This window comes from Kribbella qitaiheensis (genome assembly GCF_042657745.1).
GTDB lineage: Bacteria > Actinomycetota > Actinomycetes > Propionibacteriales > Kribbellaceae > Kribbella > Kribbella qitaiheensis.
Genome location: NZ_JBHSKE010000080.1, coordinates 43,661 through 61,524, shown reverse-complemented (window position 1 = coordinate 61,524; position 17,864 = coordinate 43,661). Strand labels below are relative to the sequence as shown.

Sequence of the window (17,864 nt, the reverse complement as noted above, 5' to 3'; positions counted from 1 at the left end):
GAGTCGGCAGGACGGCCACGCAGCGAGATATCGATCATCGGCGGTGACAGCCGGAGTGGATCCCCTGTCCATACGGATCTGCTGCAACACGCGTGCCTGATACGCAAACTACGGTCGTCGACGGCCGTGCGGCACCTGAATGGGCTGGGTGCAGGCGGATGACGGCTCTCCACAAGGTGCTTCCTACCCTGCTCGTACAGCGAGCCCTTCTCGACGAGTAGATTGCAGACGGTTTGCGACCTCTGTCCTGGCCCTGAGGAGGACCCCTAGGTGGCGGTTTGGGTGGTTCGCGCCGGTGAGGATCTGAGCTCGTTGCCGGTGTTCGAGAAGGAGACGATTGTCGGGATCGGCTGGCACGAGTTGCCAGAGTCGCCGGTCGGGCTGACGCGTACCCAACTGGCGACGCTGATGGCCGAGACCTACGCGGGTGCGTCGCCCGGCAGATTGAACAACTATGTCGGCCAAGTGTGGAACTTCATCAACACGATGGCCCTCGGCGACTTGGTTATCGTTCCGCTGGAGCGCTCAAAAGCGTTCCGTGTTGGGCAGGTGGTGGGAAAGGCTCAGTCGCGAGTCAACTTGGCGACGCTCTGCGCCGTCCGCGACGTCGAGTGGCTACACGATTCGGTCGCGTCCACGTCTTTGGCCGAAGACTTCCGCAATGCTCTCGGGTCGATTATGACCGTGTTTCGTCCGCGGCCTATCGCTGCCGAGCGACGACTTAGAGAGGTCCTGGAGTCGGGCCACGACCCCGGCCCTGACAGTGGTGGTGAGGACCGTTCAGGCGCCTGGGTGTTCCAAGCCAATCCCAAGCGCTATGACCTCCTCACGTCTATCGAGCAGGGCAGGGAAGAGACGTGGGCGGTCAACCAACACCGCCAGAGTGTCCAGCCGGGTGATCGGGTGTGGTTCCGAATAACAGGCCAGCAGGCAGGCGTTTACGCAGTTGGACGGGTCACCTCGCTGCCCCGTGAAGAGTCGAGCGAGTTCGGAGACTGGATCGTCGACGTCGACATCGAATCCAAGGTTGAGCCACCACTGCTTCGGTCAGAATCCGACGCTGACCCGCTCCTCGGCTCGGTCACCGCGTTGAGTGGGCTTATGGGCACAAACCTCTCTCTGGCCACCGAAGCTGATGCTCGACTCGAAGAACTGACAGCGATCCGTCTCATCCCCGTTTCTGGAGTCGCCCTCGGGGGCAGACTGCTCGAACGCAAGATCAACCTGGACATCGTACGCCTCACCGAGCAGGTCGAGCGTGACCTCTTGCACGAACTGCAATCCCTAAGCCCGCTTGAGTTCGAGGAGATTTGCGCTCTATACCTGCAGGTTCTCGGTTGTGACGACGCCTTGGTCGTCGGCGCTGCTACTGCCGGCACGCTCGGCGATGGAGGCATCGACGTCATCGGCACGCTCGATCGTCCGGGACTTCCTGCCATACGACTGGCAGTGCAGGCGAAACGCGTTAGTGGTGGTGTGGGACCCAACGTTGTAACGCAATTGCGCGGGAGTCTCGGCCCCGGCACCTATGGGATGGTGATCACGACAGGCCACTTCACCAAGTCCGCACAAGAGGAGGCCAACCGATCGGACCGACCGCAGGTTCGCCTCGTCGACGGCCCAGAGCTCGCCCACGTCCTGGCCACCAACGGAATCGGCGTCAAGTCCAGTGCCATCGCGCTTCCGCGCCTGGACGTCAGCAGCCTCCGCGCACACCTCAGTCCTGGAGACACTGGTCCACATTGAGCCTTTGAGGGGTGTTGACCTCTGGCGCGGCCGGACGTACAGATCTGCGTCGGCCAGCACCTGGTCACCGCCGACGACCCACTCCCGGCCGACCTACGAGACGCACTCGCCCAGATGACCTGAAAAGGTGTGCACTAACTTGGCCCGACTCGGGTCTCACCTCGCCTGACGCGCCTCGTCTGGCCCGCCTCGCGTGACCTCGCCGCCTCGGGTTGTTCCAGTCGGCCGGTCCTGTTCCGCTGTCCCTCGAGGGTCCACAGGGTTCGATGGGTTGTGGACAACCTGACCGAATCCGATGCCTGCGTCGAATTTCGGTCAATCTTCGGAATCCCTTACAAATAAGGGCCTTCCGGACCAGAAACTGTCCGAGGCGATGTCTAGAGTCTCGGGTATGGAGATCCTGGGCGAGCGACCGGTGTGGTCGATGAGCGACAGCGAACAGCTGGCGACTCTCGACGCGCTCCACGCCGAGATCTCCCGGCTGCAGACCTACCACCTGCAACTCCTGGCCGCCTACGACGCCACCGGCCACGCCGCCACCCTCGGCGCCGGCGACACCGCCCGCCTCCTCGCATTCCGCCACCGCCTCGACCCCGGTGTGATCAAGCGTGACCTGGCCCTGGCCAAGGCCCTCAAGAAGTATCCCGCCGTGGCCGACGCCCTCCCGCCGGTCAACCCCGACCCCGAGCCCGACACCGACGCGACGGACGCAGAGGCAGATGCCGGTACGAGTGCAGGGGTGGTGTTGTCTCCGGCGCAGGCCGCGGTGATCGTGGCCGAGCTGGAGAACGTTCCCGACACGGTCGCGGTCGAGGACCTCGCCGTCGCCGAGGAACAACTCGTCGCCCTGGGCCGCCACTTCAACCCGTCGGAACTGCGTAAGGCGGCGCGTCGGGTCCGGGACCTGCTGGACGCCGACGGGCCGGCGCCGGAGGAGGACAAGGCCTACGCCCGCGAAGAGCTACGGGTGAGGACGGCCGATCGGGGGGTGAAGTTCAGTGGCTACCTGGCCAACGAGAACGCCGAACTGTTCCAGGCCCTCATCCTGGAGGGCTCGAAGCCCCGCAAGACCGTCACCGGCGAACTCGACCCGCGCGGCCCCGACAAGCGCCGCGCCGACGCCCTCACCGACGTCCTCAACGTCGCCTCCAACGCCATCACCACCGCAGCCGGCCCAGCCGATCCCGCCGCTCCAGCCGACACGGCCGGAGCCACCCTCGACAGCACCGGGACGACCGGAGGAACCACCGGCAGCACCACCACCGCCGGCAGCGCGAACGAGACCGATGCCGTCGTCAACGGCGCCGCCGTCACCGGCGCCGCCGCGACTGGTGCTGCGGAGGTGGCCGGGCACGGCCCGAAGGCGCACATCACGATCACTATCGACCTCAAAGACCTCACCGACGCAGGCGCCCACGCGGTCGGCACCCTGGTCCACGGCGAAGGACTGTCCGCCGGCGCGATCCGGCGGCTGGCCTGCGAGGCGCAGATCATCCCGATCGTGCTCGGCGCCAACTCCGAACCCCTCGACGTCGCCATGGCCCAACGCTTCGTCAACCGCGCCATGCGCCGCGCCCTCAACACCCGCGACAAAGGCTGCGTCGTGTGCAAAGCACCACCCATCTTCTGCGACGCCCACCACCTCATCTCCTGGATCGACAACGGCCCCACCGCCCTGACCAACCTCGTCCTGCTGTGCCGCCGCCACCACATCGACACCCACCACGGCCACTGGCACATCACCCTCCACCACGGCACCGTCACCGTCGCCAGACCCGCCTGGGCCGACCCCAACCCCACCCGAACCCGCTACCGCACACCCACCACCAGTTACCGCGGCCGCGGAGCGTCGGACAGCCCTGCCCGAAACCGCGCCCACACCACCACCGTGAACAACCCTGCCGCGCAGTTCGACCCCTGGGCCGACACTGACCCACCCAAACCAGGCTCCGGCAACCACACCCGTCCACCCGACGACCCGTCCCCGGGTCGTCGGGCCCTGCACCACGCCAACAATTCAGCACCGGTCACCACCGATGACCGGGACTGTTGCCACGCCGACAACCGGCCACGAGTCACCGCGGCTGATCAGGTCCGGGATCGTATCGCGGGCCCGACACTGGCCGTCGAGGCCGACGCTGATGCACGATTCGATCCGTGGGCCGACCACGGGATCCCATAGGCAGGCTGCCGGGCAGAACCACCGTGGGGATTGACCCGTTTCGACGGACAGGGTTGATGTGGGGTGGTCAGGCTACCTGTTCGGCGGTGGCCGTGATGGTGGATTCGTACTGTGTGGGGCTGAGGTAGCCGAGGGTGGAGTGGCGTCGGCGGGTGTTGTACCAGCCCTCGATGTAGTCGAAGAGCGCGCTGGTGGCGGCCTTGCGGGTCGGCCAGGCGCGGCGGTGGATGAGTTCGGTCTTCACGGTGGCGAAGAAGGACTCGGCCACGGCGTTGTCCCAGCACTGGCCCTTGCGGCCGACCGACAAGGTCACGCCCAGATCGGTTGCCAGGTTGGCGTACTGGGCCGAGGTGTACTGGCAGCCCCCTATCGGAGTGGAACACCACCCCGGGCGTGGGGCGGCGCCGGTTGACGGCGTCGGTGAGCGCCTCGGCGACCAGGTCGGTGCGCAGGTGGTCGGCTGTCGCCCAGCCGACCACGCGGCGGGAGGCGAGGTCGATCACGGTGGCCAGGTAGAGCCAGCCTTGCCAGGTGTGGATGTAGGTGATGTCGCCGCACCAGCGGCGGTCCAGCTGACCGGGGTGGTCGGGGTCGATGCCGAAGTCGCGGCCGATCAGGTCCGGGCGGTGTGCGGCGTCGGGGTCAGGGATCGTGGTCTTCTTCCATCGTCGCGGGACCCGACCGTGCCGGTCGGCGGCCTGCATCAGCCGCACCACCGGCTTACGAGAGCATCTGTGGCCCTGGTCGAGCAGTTCGCGGTGCACCCGCGGTGAGCCGTAGGTCTGGGTGGATTCGTCGTGGATCTCGATGATCTTCGCCGTCAGCTCGGCGTCGCGCTGCTCGCGGCGGGACGGGCCGCCGGCGCGGTCGGTGTAGTAGGCGGAGCGGGAGACCTGCAGCAACTCACACGCTCGCTTCACGTTGTGGTCGCCTTGCTTTTCCGCCTCGATGAACGGGTAGCAGTTCACCGGGTCTCCTTCGCGAAGAAAGCCGCGGCCCGCTTGAGGATCTCGACGTCCTCGCGCAGCCGGCGGTTGTCCCGCCGCAACTGCGCAAGCTCAGCCTTCTCGCTCGTGGTCAACCCGCCATCACCGGTGCCGGCATCACGCTCGGCCTGTTTCAGCCATTCCCGCACCGAGGTCTCAGTCAGATCGAAGTCCTTCGCGACCCACCGACCGGTCGCCGCGCTGGCACAACTCCACGATCTCGGCCTTGAACTCAGGCGTGAACGAACGACGAGGCCGCGGCTTCTTCTTGCCCGTGGACTCCATGATGAACATCCTTCCGGAGCACAAGCTCCTGATCTCGGATGTCCGTCAAAACGGGGCAGGCCCAGGGACGCTCGAGGCGCGATGTGCCGCGCTACGATCTGTAGTTCCGCCACAGCTCCCCGGTCGCGGGAATGGGGATGGCTGGCTCTAGCATTCGCGGGTGACTTATGACGATCTCGATCCCTTCGAACACCTCAACGCGGCGGGTCTACCGGAGCGGCAGCAGCGGATTCTGGTGGCGATCAGGGACTGGGTGGTCAAGTACGGGTATTCGCCGAGCACGCGGCAGATCGGGGACGCGGTCGGGTTGCGGTCGGCGTCCACGGTGTCGAAGCATCTGGCGAGCCTTGAGGAGAAGGGGTTCCTCCGGCGCGGCTCCTCGATGTCGCGGCCGATCGACGTGCGGTCGTTCCTGCAGGGCTCGCCGGACCGGTCGGTGTCGGACGACTCGGTCTCGGTGCCGGTCGTCGGTGACATCGCTGCCGGTACTCCGATCTCGGCCGTGGAGCAGGTCGACGATGTGCTCTCGCTCCCCCGCGGCCTGACCGGCCGGGGCACCGTCTTCGGCCTGCGGGTGCGGGGCGAGTCGATGATCGACGCCGCGATCTGCGACGGCGACATCGTCGTGGTCCGGCAGCAGACCGAGGCCCACAGCGGCCAGATCGTCGCCGCGATGATCGACGACGAGGCGACCGTCAAGGTCTACCACCGCCGCAACGGCCACGTGTACCTCGAGCCCCGCAACCCGGAGTACGACGTGATCGACGGCGACCGCGCCGTCGTCCTCGGGATCGTGGTGTCGGTGCTCCGCAGCGTCTGACGCGGGCACCTGAGCCAGGGGGCTGAGGTCAGCCGCGGCCTCGGCTGCGGAGGGGCACTGCCTCGGGCCAGCGGCTCGGCCGGGTGTCGATCGGCGTGGCGGCGGAGTCGACTGTCGGCGTGCGGACAGGGTCGGACTCGGAGACCAGCCGGCGCGGCGGATCCAGCCGCACCATCAGGTCGAGGTTGACCAGGTGATGCTTCTTCGCCAGCCGGGCGCCGTCCAGCGTCAGCGTCGCCGTGACCACGCACTCGCCGGCGCGCACCATCGCCAGGGCGCCGTCCCGGACCACTGCTTCGAGTCCGATCACGTCGAACACGACCTCCAGCTCGAACTCGAAGGAGTGGATCAGCGTTCGCTCGACCGTCAGGTCGACGTGCGGGGAGTAGGTCGAGCTGACCCGGTGCGTGACGAGCTCGACGATCTCCTCGGTGCCGGGAACGGCCAGCGTCCGCTCCGCCGACTCGATCAGTTTCGAGTACTTCTGCCAGCTCGACACCAGGATCTCGCCGAGATCCAGGTCGAGCAGCCGGCCGGTCACGGAGCCGATCTCCCGGTCGACGGTCTCCACTGACGAGGCCGACAGCCGGCGGACGGACCGCAGCGCGGAACGCGCGGCGCCTTGCTGGCTGATCGCGTGCGCGACCGCCTCCGCGGTGTGCGCGCCCGGGCTGTCGCCGAACAGGAACGCGCCCGCGGTCAGCGGTGCGTACAGAGTGGAAGTGGGCATCAGTCAGACCTCCTCGAGAATGCTGCGACCGGCGTCGGCATGCGGTTCGATCCGCACCACCGGCATCGGCGTCGACGTCCGTGACTCCGTGATCGTCGGGGTGGCCGCCGGAGTCGGCCGCGCCACCACGCGGACTTTGCCGCGGACCCATCGATGTTCCAGGCGCTTCCGCAGGATGCGGTAGCCGACTGCGCCAACCCCCAGCAGAAGAACCAGCGCCGCCGCGGCCGCCCGCCAGGGAAGCGGCTGTACGACGGTCAGAGTGACCGTGGTCCCCACCGGAACCAGGGTCCCGGCAACCGGCTGCTGGCTGGCGATGTCGCGGTCACTGTCCTGATTTCCGCCGGGCACCAGGCCGACGGCGGTCAGCGCCGAGCGAGCGGCGGCCAGCCTGCCACCGACCAGGTCCGGGACCCGAACCAGTCGAGGTGGATCGACCCCGACCGCAGTACTGATCGTGACGGCGCTGCCGATCCGCACCCTGGATCCGGCCTTCGGGCTCTGCTGACGGACCACGTCGCCATCGCCGGACGCCTGGCCGAGCACCAGCCAGCGACCGCGCAGGATGGTGGGGACGTCAGCGGCACTCGCGCCGACCAGGTCGGGCACGGTGACCGTCTGCGGTGGCTGCGAGACGACCGAGATGTCGACGGTGGTACCGCGCCTCACCTCCCGGCCGGCGACCGGGTTCTGCACTTGTACGACATCTCCGTGGCCCTCGACACTCCCGAGCTTCAGACCCGCCGATTCCAAGGCTGCCTTGGCGCTCTCCTGCGAGCCGTCGACCAGGTTCGGCACGGCCACCAGCGGTGGCAGTTTGCCCAGGTCGACATCGATCCTGCTGCCGGACGCCACTTCCTTGCCTGCGGCTGGGTGCTGGCTCTGGATCTTGTCCCCGTCACCTGACGTCTTGCCGAGCAGCAATCCCTTGCCCGCCAGGGCTTTCCGGGCCTGATCGGCAGTCAGGCCGGTGACGCTGGGAACGACGACCGACGGCTTGTCGGTGCCGGTCACCGTGAACCGGACGGACTGGGTCATCGACTTGTCACCATCACAGCTCGACTCGACCCAGTAGCGCCGGGCCGTCGCGGACTCGGGGATGGTGAAGGTGGCAGTCGCCGAGCCACCCTTGGAGACCGGGATCCGCTTCAGCTCATCGCTGCCGTCCCAGACGAAGACCACAACACCCGCCGCACCCCGATCAGCCGGGGTGTCGGCAAGAGCCGGCTCACCGTCCGGAGACTCTTCTGCTGAAGGCTTGTCGACAGAAGACTCCTGGGCGGCGCGACACTCCTGGTACCCACGGGCGACCGCGGTCACCTTGCTGCCGGGCGCGCCGCTGGTCGGCTCGATCGACAACGTCGGCGCAGTACTCACTGTCGGCGCGGTACTCGTCGCGTGCGCGGCACCAGTCGTCGCGAGCCCGAGCAGCACCAGCGCACCAAGCAGCACACCCGTCACTACACGAGCAGGCACCCGCGCCGGCGTTCCGGCCTCTTGCTGTCCGGCGAGCCGATGGATCCCGGCCGGCCGGCGTGAACTTCCCCCCATGATGATCAACTTTCGTCAGGGCGACACCCAGCCGGTGAGCACGGTGGCACCCGAGTCCGTCTGGCACAGCACCCGGAACGGCCGGCCCGGAACCGGCCGGACGATGAAGAAGCCCAGGTCGTCGATGGCAGCCCGCCCGAGCTCCTCGGTGTCCGTTCGCAGGCTCACCGTTCCCCCCTCGGGCGGGCTGATCTGGCCGAGCACCTCGTCCGAGGTGAGCTCGAGTTCGATGGTCAGCGCGTCCGAGCCGAAGGTGAGCGTCCGCAGCATCGCGCTGTCCGCCCGGGTGAGGGCGAGCTCCCCGCCGTCCCAGACCGAGTCATAAGTGAGTGCGGCGAGCTCCGCATCGATCGTGCGCCACACATAGGCGGCCTTGCCGACGTCGACGAAGTCAGGAGACATCTCCCGCGTGATCGTCAACGCATCCTGCAGCACTTCGAGCAACTGGTCGTCATCGGTCCACCACTGGCCTGCCATGCTGCTCACCTCCTCCGGTTCGATGGGCGGTCTCGTTCCCGGTGTCGATCAGCGCAACAAGTGCCGGGGCCTGCCGCAGTCGGTCCAGGCAGCGGGCCCGGTTGGGACCGATGCTGCCGACGGGCATGTGCAGCTTCCGGCTGATCTCGCTGTAGGGCACGGGCGGGTCTTGCGTGAGCATGGACAACAGCAACTGGCAACGCGGCGCCAACAGACCGAAGGCGGCCCGGAGCGCTTCGCGGCGTTCGTGCAGAAGCAGTTCCTCGTCGACCGCGACCGCGGCGTCGGGCACGTCCGGGTCGGCATCCGCCGGATCGATCGGCTCGACCCGGCGACCGACCCGCAGTACCCGCAGGCACTCTCGCTGGGTGGTCGTCGCGATCCAGCCTGGCAACGCTGCCGGCTCCCGGAGCCCGGGCAGATGCTCGATCAGCAGCAGCCACACGCTCTGGCCCACGTCGTCGATGTCCTCGGCCGACAGCCGGTAGCGCCGGCTGACCGCCCAGACCAGTGGGGCATACCGCTCCACCAGTTCGTCCCAGGCACTCTTGTCCCCGTCCCTGGCGCCTGTGACCAGCCGGATCACCGCTGGATCATCGCGCATGCCGCGCCTCCCTCACCGCCAAGGACGTCTCTCACTGGTACGGAGAGCGCCGGGTCCGCTTTGATACCTCCGGATTCAGGGCCAATTTCAGGCTCCGAGTGCGACGAACGAGCAACCTGTCGCGTGCGCGACCGGATCGTCACCGCCCGCGGTCCGGGCGTCCGCGAACGCCTCCGCGAGCGACTGGCCGGCATGCAGGTTGCCGTGCAGCGCTGTCATCAGCGGTACCGCGGCCGGATCGTTCACCGGCACCACGCTGGCCAGGATCCCGGCCGCGCCGAGTGGCACCAGGCTGCTGGTGAGACCGAGCAACTCGTCCGCGCCGACCAGGTTCGCCAGCCCGGACTCGCAACTCGACAACACCAGCCGGTACGGCGCGTGTCGCAACCGCTCGAAGTCGTAGACAGTCAGAGGTCCGTCGTCGAGCCGGAGCGACGAGAACAACGGGTTGTCCGACCGGAAGGTGCCGTGCGCCGCGATGTGCCCGAGCCAGGCTCCATCCAGCGCACGCAATACCTGCTCGGCAGTCGCAGCGCCCTCGGCAAGGACCGTCGCGGCCGGGTAGCGCTCGGCGAGCTGGGAGATCTCCGCACGACCCGCGGTCAGGCCGGGGCCGAGCACCAACACCACGCGACGGCCGTGGGGCGGCCGCAACCGGCGAGCCCACAACCAGGTGGCGCTCGATGGCGCAACGCTCACCGCGCGGCCTGCCAGCTCAGGAAGCAGGGCCCAGGGCAACGCCTGCAGCCGGCTCGGCGGAACCACCACAACAGGTCCGTCGCCCAGGTCGGCGGCAGCGTCTCCGAGCAGCGCCGTCGAGAGCCGTGCCCCGATGACCTCCAGCGACGGCCCGGTCTGCGGCCGACCGCGAGCCAACCACCGCAGGCGGAACCGGGCTCGCTCCACTTCGTGCGCCGCGGCGGACAAGGGACCCACGGTATGAAGCCGGACCTGGCGATCCCGGACGACCACGGCGTACAGGACGTCGTCGACCTCGATCAGCTCGACCAGCACTGTGCTGCCCAGTTCGTCGAGCAACTCCTCAACGTCGAACGGCGGCGCGCCCGCGGTCGAATCGTGGCCGCGCGCCTTCAAGGTCTGCGAGCGCACGGCGTCCTCGAGCCGCCGCTGCTCCCGGCCGAGCGCCGCACCAGCCGGAGTACTGAGGTCTTCGCCGGATGTCTCCAGCCGCCGGACCACATCCCGGAGCGCAGCGAGGTCCGCGATCAGTTGCTCATCTCCCGGTGGTCGCACAGGTGGAACAGCCAAAGCGGTCGCCCGCCAGCGTTCGCTCCGGAGCAACAACTGCCGAGCGTCCTTGCGCTGCAGGGCCTCCCGCAGCGCCAGCCCAGCCAGCTCGGCGCCATGTGCGGTTGCTCTGGCTCGCAGTTCGGTCGCGCCCATCGTCAGCCGATGCTCGTCCAAGGCATCCAAGCCGCGGTCGCAGGCGGCCAGCATCCCGCGAACGTCCGCCCTGGCCTCCGACCGCAACGCCTTGCCTAGCAAGGAAGCCGCGCGCGCCAGCGGTGGTGCGCCTCGCCGCAACCACGCCGCACGTTCGAGATGCCGGTCGGCAGCGACCCGCCGCCCCTCGACCAGAGCCAGCCGACCCGCAAGCAAGTGCGCGGCGGGTGCCTCCGCCGCAGCCAACCGATCCAACCGCGTGGCCGTCTCAGTCACCCGGCGCAGCAGCAGAGGCCCTCGCTCACCTTCTTGGTGGCGAGCCTCGAGCTGGATCAACGTCGCCCGCGCCGACCACCATGTGCGCCGCTGCGCGGAGAAGAGCCGACGCGCCTGCTCGGCACGTTCGCGAGCGGTCCGCGGATCCGTCGCACCCAGCGCCGCCGTCGCGGCCGTGAACAACAACTCGGCCTTCTTCGTCGCCTGACCGCCTTCGGTCTCCATCCGTACTACGGCCCGGTCCGCCTCATCCAGCGCCTCGGTGGTCAGGCCGGCCGCGAGCAGCACCCGGCACCGGTCGATGGCGAGGTCGGGCCAGACGACACCGACGGCCTCGAACCGTTGCCCGGCATCGCCGAGATACTCCAGCGCCAGCGGAAGATCGCCGCGCGCGAACGCCACCAGGCCGCGGTTCTGCCTGGTCTCGGCGTACTCGAACTCCTGCCCGCTCGCGGCGTACAGGCGTTCGGCGACGGCGAAGTCCGCGTCGGCCTGCCGGGTGCTGCCGAGCGCGAGGTGGGCGAAGCCGCGATAGTTGCGCGATCGCGCTTCCCACACCTGATCTCCCGCTCGACGGAGTCGGGTCACGGCACCCCGCAGATCGTCGAGCGCCTCCTGGTGTCGCCCGAGTACCAGAAGAACGTCGGCGCGACGGATCAGCACCCGCCCGGCCAGCGCGCCCCGGCTTCCAGCCACCGCACGGTCGAGACAAGCCAACCCTTGTTTGCCATGGCCGGCCCGACCCAGAGTGGCGCCGAGCGTCGCCAGTACGTCGGCCTCGCGCCGGCGGTGACCCGACTTCGTCGCGAGCCGCAACGCGATCCGCATCTCCCGGATCGCGGCGTCGACGTGTCCCAACTGCCGCAGGCTGATCCCACTCGCCTGGTGCGCGATGGACGCGATGAGCGCCGGTGGACCGGATTCGAGCAACGACTTCGCGCCGGCGATCGCATCGTGCGGACGCGACAGAGCCAGCGGCAGCAGATCCTCCGGGGCCGCTATCACCTCGACACCACCCCCGGTTGTCGGCACAGTGAAAGGCTAACTGGCCGAGCACTCGTGCCGGTGATTCTCAGGGGAGGAATTTTTCATGGCGGAGAAGCCGAAACCAGGGGCGGAACCCAATCAACCGAAGGACGATCCGAAGAGAAAAGACATCTCCCAGATCGAATTGATTCTGAGTGAATTCGACGACGGTGTCGTCGAGGTCTGGCCGGAGGACTGGCGCAGGGAGGGCGCCGGTTACCTGTGCCGGGCCGGCAGTGTGCTTGTCCGAGATACCGATCTGGACCGCGTGATGACGGCCTTCGGTCGTGGCCGTCCGCAAGAAGGCGGCACCCCGCACGAGGGCGGCATCGGTGGTGTCACCCGCCTCGACCTGCCGTCCGTCGTACCCGACGAGGCGCCACAGGCGTTCAGCCCGACCCAACGTTTCCTGGAGTATGCGGACCTGCTGTTCGGTCGTGGCGTCGTCACGCCCTTGCACTTGTTCTACGTCTGCAGCGTGAGCCCATGTCCCGCAACAGAACCGGAGGAGGTACCGCCGGGGATCCCGCCCGATCCGCTGCTGCCGACCGGCGCGACCGACGGCCAGGGGGTCAAGGTGGTGGTGCTGGATGTCGGCTGGACACCGGCGCCCGCGGCGTACTGGCTGAACGGCGTGACCGGCGAGCCGGAGCCGGGATACGACCCGGCGACGCAGACGATCGGCCCGTACGCCGGACACGGGACCTTCATCGCCGGCGTCGTGCGCTCGATCGCGCGCAATACCGAAGTGGTGGTGAAGAGCTATTTCGACAAGGCAGGCGCGGCTTTCGAGGACGATCTGGCCGTGCGGCTCGACGAGGTGCTGGCCGAATCGCCCGACATCATCAGTCTGTCGGCCGGAACCTCGACCCGGAACAACCTTCCTTCGCTGAGCCTGGACGTTTTCATCCAGACGCGGGTGAACCGCATCAACGGACTGGTCCTGGTGGCTGCCGCGGGCAACGAGAACAGCCGCCAGTACTTCTGGCCCGCGGCGTTTCCCGAGGTTGTCTCAGTCGGTGCGCTGGCGGAGAACGGGCGGGACAAGGCGTCTTTCAGCAACTTCGGCACCTGGGTCGACGTCTACGCACCGGGCGAGAATCTCGTCAACGCATTCCTGAACGGCACTTATGTGTGCACCGAGCCGCCCAACACGGGCACGACGCGCACCTTCACCGAAATGGCACGCTGGAGCGGTACATCGTTCTCGACACCGCTGGTAGCCGGTCTGATTGCGGGACGGATGTCGGCGACCGGCGAGAGTGCCAGACAGGCCGCGGATGCACTCCTGGCCTACTCGCTGACGCAACCAGCGCCAGGCGTCGGCCCGGTACTGCGGCCGGGAGACGCGGGGGCGTCGATCTAGCTGTGGCAGCCGGCCCCTAGCGAGAGCGGTCGGGGCCGGCTGGCTGACGCGGTGCGGAGTTGCCTCCCCCTGACAAGGTCCTCACGCACCGCGTCAGCCCACTCCCCCCGGATGTGCCCCACATAAAGGCGGAGTGGGTGGAGGCGGCCGTGATACAGGAACTTTCGCCGTGTATTCCGGAGCGTCCCGGGACCTCCGCCTAAGGGAGAGGTGCATCACCCGGGGGAGGCTCGAGATGATCAGGACACCGAATCCAGCGAAGCCGCGACGCCGACGGGAGACCGCGCTGAGACGGTCGACCAAACGATTGATCGTCGCGCTCAACGTGGTCGAAGCGGTCGCCGGCCTGGTCTGCCTGCTGGCCGCCTACAGTCTGGCCGAACGCCTCGTGGCCGCGCAGGAAGCAGCCGTCGAAGGCACCGTTGCGGTTCACGCCGTGCACTGGTGGGGGCCGGACTTCTCGGCCACGTTGAACATGAGCCTGCTGATCGTCGGCGCCGCGGCGGGTGCGGTCGGCAGCATCATCCACCAGAGCATGGCCTTCGCCCGCAGTACGGGGGCCGAGGAGCGCCGGTACGTCTCGTGGTACCTGCTGCGTCCACTGTGGTCGGCACTCCTGGGTGCCGTGGCTGTCATCGCGGTGAACACCGGCCTGATCAGCATCGGCGACGAGACCACCTCGAGTGCGGGAGTGGCCGTCCTGGTTCTGACCGGCTGCCTGGCCGGCCTCTTCACCGACCAGGTACTGCGTCGCCTGCGCCGCATGCTGGGCGCGGACTCCGCACCGACGGTCCGTCGCCGCCCACGATCCACCAAGGCGCCCCGGTCATGACCACCACGACGCGCTGCTCCTTCTGGGCGACAAGATCACCCCGAGCAGCACACCTGCCGCGGTGCACTTCGGTGCGCAACTCCTGCCAGAGGCCCGTCACTCGACGAGCTTGCCGATGGTGGACACGTCGTGGCGCATCAGACTGGTGAGCTCTTCCGGGATCGGCGGGATCTCTTCCCGTTCGAGCTTGCCCGGGCCTGACCACACCAGGTTGACCTGGAGCGACTCGTCGAGGTCCGGGTAGTCGGAGCGGTTGTGGCAGCCGCGGGTCTCCCGCCGTTCAAGTGCCGCCTCCACCGTCGCCCGGGCGGACAGCAGCGAGGACTTCAGGTCGAACGCGTGGGCCAGGTCCTGGAAGCCGGCGAGGTCGGGATGGACGCCGACCTGCTGGGCCCGGGCCTCGATGGACTCGAGCTCCGACAGGCCGGCCAGCAACCCCGCCTCATCGCGGACGACGCCGGCGTGGTTGGTCATGGTGTCGCGAACTGCGCGTTGCAGCGCGCGGACGTTCTCGGGTCCGTCGGCGGCGAGCAGACCGTCGACCTCGGCCCGGGCCTCACCCAGCGCCTCGGCGGACCGTCGCTGGACCTGCCGCTCGGTCGAGTACTTCGCTGCCTCCTCCCCCACGATCCGGCCGAACACCAGGAGCTCGATCAGGGAGTTCCCACCGAGGCGGTTGGCGCCGTGCAGGCCACTCGCCGCCTCGCCGATCGCGTACAGCCCTTCGACGCCGGTGCCGTGGTCCTCGGGCCGCACCCACACCCCACCCATCGAGTAGTGCGCGGTCGGCGCGATCTCGATCGGCTGCTGGGTGATGTCGAGCATCTGCAGCTCGAGCAGCGTCTGGTAGACCCGCGGCAGCCGGCGCATGATCGTCTCGCGCGGCAGGTGGGACACGTCCAGCCAGACGCCCCCGTTCGTCGTACCGCGTCCCTCTTTGATCTCCGTGTACGCCGCGAGCGCGACCCGGTCCCGGGTGGACAGCTCCATCCGCTCCGGGTCGTACCGGGCCATGAACCGTTCGCCGAGGGCGTTGCGCAACTGGCCACCTTCGCCGCGGGCCGCCTCGGAGACGAGCGTGCCGGCCGCGTTCTCCGGCTCGATCAGGCCGGACGGGTGGAACTGGACCAGCTCGGGGTCGCGGATCTTCCCGCCGGCGAGCAGGGCCAGCCGGAAGGAGTCCCCGGTGTTCTCGTCGCGGCGCGACGAGGTGCGCCGCCAGATCCTGGTGTGCCCGCCCGCGGCGAGGATCACGGCGTCCGCGTGGATGACGTAGCCGTGCCCGGTCTCGACGTCGAAGCCGTAGGCGCCGAAGACGGTGTTGTCGTGCACCAGGATCCGGGTGACGTACACGGTGTCTAGGATCGGCACCTTCAGCTGCACGGCCCGGTTGATCAACGTCCGCTGGATCTCCAGGCCGGTGTAGTCGCCCGCGAACGCGGTCCGCCGGTAGGTGTGAGCGCCGAAGAAGCGCTGCGAGATCCGGCCGTCGGCCTCGCGGGCGAACGGCATCCCGTAGCGCTCCAGGTCGTCGATACCCCGAGCCGCGTTCTCGGTCACGATCCGCACCGTGACCGGGTTGGCGAGCAGGTAGCTCTCCGCCAGGGTGTCAGCGGCGTGCTGCTGCCAGGTGTCCTCGGGGTCCATCGTCGCCAGCGCCGCGTTGATGCCGCCGGCGGCCAGCGACGTGTGCGCGTCGGACCGCGGGCGCTTGCCCAGGGCAAGGACGTCGATGCCTCGTTCGGCCAGCTCGATCGCGGCCCGCAGGCCGGCGCCACCCGTACCGATCACCAGCACCGAGGTCGAGATCTGTTGGTCCGCTGTGTTCATCGGTTCGCTCTCTCGTTTCTGTACTGGGCCGGGGACTGGTCGTACAGCTAAGGACAAGACCGCGCCCGGCGGTGTGACAGCTCCGAGGCCATCGAGACCAGCGTCACAACGGGGATCGCTGTGCGGTCCTTGTGGATGAAGCAGCAGTCCACCCGAAGGAGAAGCCATGAGTGAGCAGAACCCCACTGTCGTCCTGGTCCACGGCGCGTTCGCCGAGTCGGCCAGCTGGAACGGCGTGGTCGAGCAGTTGCAGGCGAGGTCGATCGAAGTCGTCGCGGCCGCCAACCCGCTGCGCAGCCTCGCGGGTGATGCCGCCTACGTGTGCGACGTGATCGCGGGCGTCGGCGGACCCGTAGTACTGGTCGGCCATTCCTACGGTGGCATGGTGATCACGGAGGCAGCGGCGGGCAACGAGTCCGTGACCGGGCTGGTGTACGTCTGCGCCTTCGCGCCGGACAACGGCGAGAGCGCGTTGCAGCTGTCGGGCAAGTTCCCCGGCAGCACGCTCGGCGAGGCGCTCGCCGCGTATCCGGTGTCCAGCGGCGGCAACGAGTTCGCCATCCGGCCGGACGCGTTCCACCACCAGTTCGCCGCCGATGTGCCCGCTGACCAGGCGGCCCTGATGGCGGCGACCCAGCGACCGGTCACCGAGGCCGCGCTCACCGAAGGACTACCGACCACGACACCCGCCTGGACGACCCTGCCGTCCTGGTTCGTGTTCAGCGACCAGGACCTCAACATCCCGGTCACCCTGCACCGCTTCATGGCGAATCGCGCCGACGCGAAGGGCACCCGCGAGGTGGCCGGCGCCTCTCACGCCCTCAGCGTCTCGAACCCGGAGGTGGTGACGGCCGCGATCCTCGACGCGCTCGGGATCTCCACCCGGTAAGCACCCACTGGACGGTCTCCGGTCACCCCCACCGGAGACCTTCAGCATGTCCTCCCCGTTGCCGCTCGTGCCCGTTTCCGGCTTAGCGGTAGGAGAGGTCGTAGTGGCGGATGCGGTAGAGGTGAAGGTTCAGGTCGTGGTACTTGTCGGTCTCGCCGATCCACTCCATCCCGATCCGCTGAGCCGTCGCCGCACCGCGCGCGTTGTCCGGGCGGACGACCGCGAAGACCTCTTCGACGCCACCTTCATGCATGGCCCACCGCACGAGAGCCGAGCCGGCCTCCGCGGCGTAGCCGTGTCCCCAGGCGGCGGGGGCCAGCTGCCAGGCGAGCTCCAGATCCCCCTGCCAGGGCGGCAGATGAAGTAGCCCCACTCCGCCGACGAGCTGGCTGGTGTCACGACGGACGACCGCCCAGTGGCCCGCCGGCGCCGGATCGCCGTTCTCCTGCCAAATCTGCAGTAACGAGCGCATCGCGGTCACATCGGTGACCCGGCTCATCACCGGACTGAGCCAGCGGGTCACCCGCTCGTCCCCGTAGATCGCCAGTGCGTCCGCCGCGTCCTCGTCCTCCCAGGGCCTGATCACCAGGCGCTCGCTGTCGATGGTCGTCATGGCGCTCCTCGGCTCCGGATCACCGGCTGGTTCGGGCCGGTACTGGCTATGACCAGGCAGACCGGGTGGCTGTGACAAGCGGCGCGGGACCAGACCACGTAGTACCGGTCGAACCACTCCTCCGGTCCGTGGTCTGCGCGGACCACGGGGTCCACTACGGACTTCCAGGGCGCGGGCCACCGACCCCGCGGGCGAGGGTGGTTGCAGTCGCCCTTCGCGGAACCCGGCGACCGACGAGCGGAGGAGC

General features: G+C 68.5%; 16 protein-coding genes and 1 pseudogene. 6 read left to right on the top strand and 11 right to left on the bottom strand.

Annotated elements, in window-relative coordinates:
• The first annotated feature begins 270 nt into the window (after positions 1 to 270).
• Together ACFPJ1_RS41915 and ACFPJ1_RS41910 are read left to right on the top strand one after the other, a co-directional pair.
• The gene (locus ACFPJ1_RS41915) at positions 271 to 1,746 is read left to right on the top strand and encodes a restriction endonuclease (protein WP_380111994.1); all 1,476 of its coding nucleotides are present in this window, start codon (positions 271 to 273) and stop codon (positions 1,744 to 1,746) included.
• Between the two features lie 391 nt (positions 1,747 to 2,137).
• A complete protein-coding gene (locus ACFPJ1_RS41910; RefSeq protein WP_380111993.1) occupies positions 2,138 to 3,928 on the top strand; it encodes an HNH endonuclease signature motif containing protein in 1,791 nt (596 codons plus the stop codon).
• A gap of 67 nt (positions 3,929 to 3,995) precedes the next feature.
• On the opposite strand, the gene ACFPJ1_RS41905 is transcribed toward ACFPJ1_RS41910, so the two are convergent.
• The 4 genes and pseudogenes from ACFPJ1_RS41905 to ACFPJ1_RS41890 all read right to left on the bottom strand — a co-directional run bounded on the left by ACFPJ1_RS41905 (position 3,996) and on the right by ACFPJ1_RS41890 (position 5,199).
• Positions 3,996 to 4,241, bottom strand: coding sequence for an integrase core domain-containing protein (locus tag ACFPJ1_RS41905; RefSeq protein ID WP_380111992.1), 246 nt, complete (start codon positions 4,239 to 4,241; stop codon positions 3,996 to 3,998).
• Between the two features lie 106 nt (positions 4,242 to 4,347).
• A pseudogene (locus ACFPJ1_RS41900) lies at positions 4,348 to 4,848 on the bottom strand (IS3 family transposase); the annotation flags it as partial.
• 44 nt (positions 4,849 to 4,892) lie between these two features.
• The gene (locus ACFPJ1_RS41895; RefSeq protein WP_380111991.1) at positions 4,893 to 5,063 is read right to left on the bottom strand and encodes a transposase; all 171 of its coding nucleotides are present in this window, start codon (positions 5,061 to 5,063) and stop codon (positions 4,893 to 4,895) included.
• 7 nt (positions 5,064 to 5,070) lie between these two features.
• On the bottom strand, positions 5,071 to 5,199 hold the full coding sequence (locus ACFPJ1_RS41890) for a hypothetical protein (RefSeq protein ID WP_380111990.1): 129 nt from the start codon (positions 5,197 to 5,199) through the stop codon (positions 5,071 to 5,073).
• Positions 5,200 to 5,359: 160 nt separating this feature from the next.
• Between ACFPJ1_RS41890 and lexA the strand changes: the two genes are divergently transcribed.
• Positions 5,360 to 6,019, top strand: coding sequence for a transcriptional repressor LexA (gene lexA, locus ACFPJ1_RS41885; RefSeq protein WP_380111989.1), 660 nt, complete (start codon positions 5,360 to 5,362; stop codon positions 6,017 to 6,019).
• Positions 6,020 to 6,047: 28 nt separating this feature from the next.
• Here lexA and ACFPJ1_RS41880 read toward each other — a convergent pair whose 3' ends face one another.
• The 5 genes from ACFPJ1_RS41880 to ACFPJ1_RS41860 form a co-directional block, all read right to left on the bottom strand.
• Positions 6,048 to 6,749, bottom strand: a complete 702-nt coding sequence (locus ACFPJ1_RS41880) for a hypothetical protein (protein WP_380111988.1) — start codon at positions 6,747 to 6,749, stop codon at positions 6,048 to 6,050.
• Between the two features lie 3 nt (positions 6,750 to 6,752).
• Positions 6,753 to 8,225, bottom strand: a complete 1,473-nt coding sequence (locus ACFPJ1_RS41875) for a PASTA domain-containing protein (RefSeq protein ID WP_380111987.1) — start codon at positions 8,223 to 8,225, stop codon at positions 6,753 to 6,755.
• A 90-nt stretch (positions 8,226 to 8,315) separates the two neighbouring features.
• Complete coding sequence (locus ACFPJ1_RS41870; protein ID WP_380111986.1) at positions 8,316 to 8,777, bottom strand: hypothetical protein; 462 nt, start codon at positions 8,775 to 8,777, stop codon at positions 8,316 to 8,318.
• Complete coding sequence (locus ACFPJ1_RS41865) at positions 8,752 to 9,381, bottom strand: RNA polymerase sigma factor (RefSeq protein ID WP_380111985.1); 630 nt, start codon at positions 9,379 to 9,381, stop codon at positions 8,752 to 8,754. Before ACFPJ1_RS41865 ends, ACFPJ1_RS41870 begins: the two co-directional genes overlap by 26 nt.
• Positions 9,382 to 9,468: 87 nt before the next feature.
• A complete protein-coding gene (locus ACFPJ1_RS41860; protein WP_380111983.1) occupies positions 9,469 to 12,093 on the bottom strand; it encodes a CHAT domain-containing protein in 2,625 nt (874 codons plus the stop codon).
• A 58-nt stretch (positions 12,094 to 12,151) separates the two neighbouring features.
• Here ACFPJ1_RS41860 and ACFPJ1_RS41855 point away from each other — a divergent pair, with 58 nt between their 5' ends.
• Complete coding sequence (locus tag ACFPJ1_RS41855; RefSeq protein ID WP_380111981.1) at positions 12,152 to 13,453, top strand: S8 family peptidase; 1,302 nt, start codon at positions 12,152 to 12,154, stop codon at positions 13,451 to 13,453.
• Positions 13,454 to 13,688: 235 nt separating this feature from the next.
• On the top strand, positions 13,689 to 14,285 hold the full coding sequence (locus ACFPJ1_RS41850; RefSeq protein ID WP_380111980.1) for a hypothetical protein: 597 nt from the start codon (positions 13,689 to 13,691) through the stop codon (positions 14,283 to 14,285).
• Between the two features lie 96 nt (positions 14,286 to 14,381).
• On the opposite strand, the gene ACFPJ1_RS41845 is transcribed toward ACFPJ1_RS41850, so the two are convergent.
• Entirely contained in the window at positions 14,382 to 16,115 is a 1,734-nt protein-coding gene (locus tag ACFPJ1_RS41845; RefSeq protein WP_380111978.1) for an L-aspartate oxidase, read from the bottom strand.
• A gap of 166 nt (positions 16,116 to 16,281) precedes the next feature.
• Between ACFPJ1_RS41845 and ACFPJ1_RS41840 the strand changes: the two genes are divergently transcribed.
• Positions 16,282 to 17,004 carry an alpha/beta fold hydrolase gene (locus tag ACFPJ1_RS41840; RefSeq protein ID WP_380111977.1) on the top strand — a complete coding sequence of 241 codons (723 nt, stop codon included), beginning with the start codon at positions 16,282 to 16,284 and terminating at the stop codon, positions 17,002 to 17,004.
• A gap of 82 nt (positions 17,005 to 17,086) precedes the next feature.
• Here the strand turns inward: ACFPJ1_RS41840 and ACFPJ1_RS41835 are convergent, their stop codons facing one another.
• Positions 17,087 to 17,617: a GNAT family N-acetyltransferase gene (locus ACFPJ1_RS41835; RefSeq protein WP_380111976.1), complete on the bottom strand. Its 531-nt coding sequence runs from the start codon at positions 17,615 to 17,617 to the stop codon at positions 17,087 to 17,089.
• Positions 17,618 to 17,864: the final 247 nt, after the last annotated feature.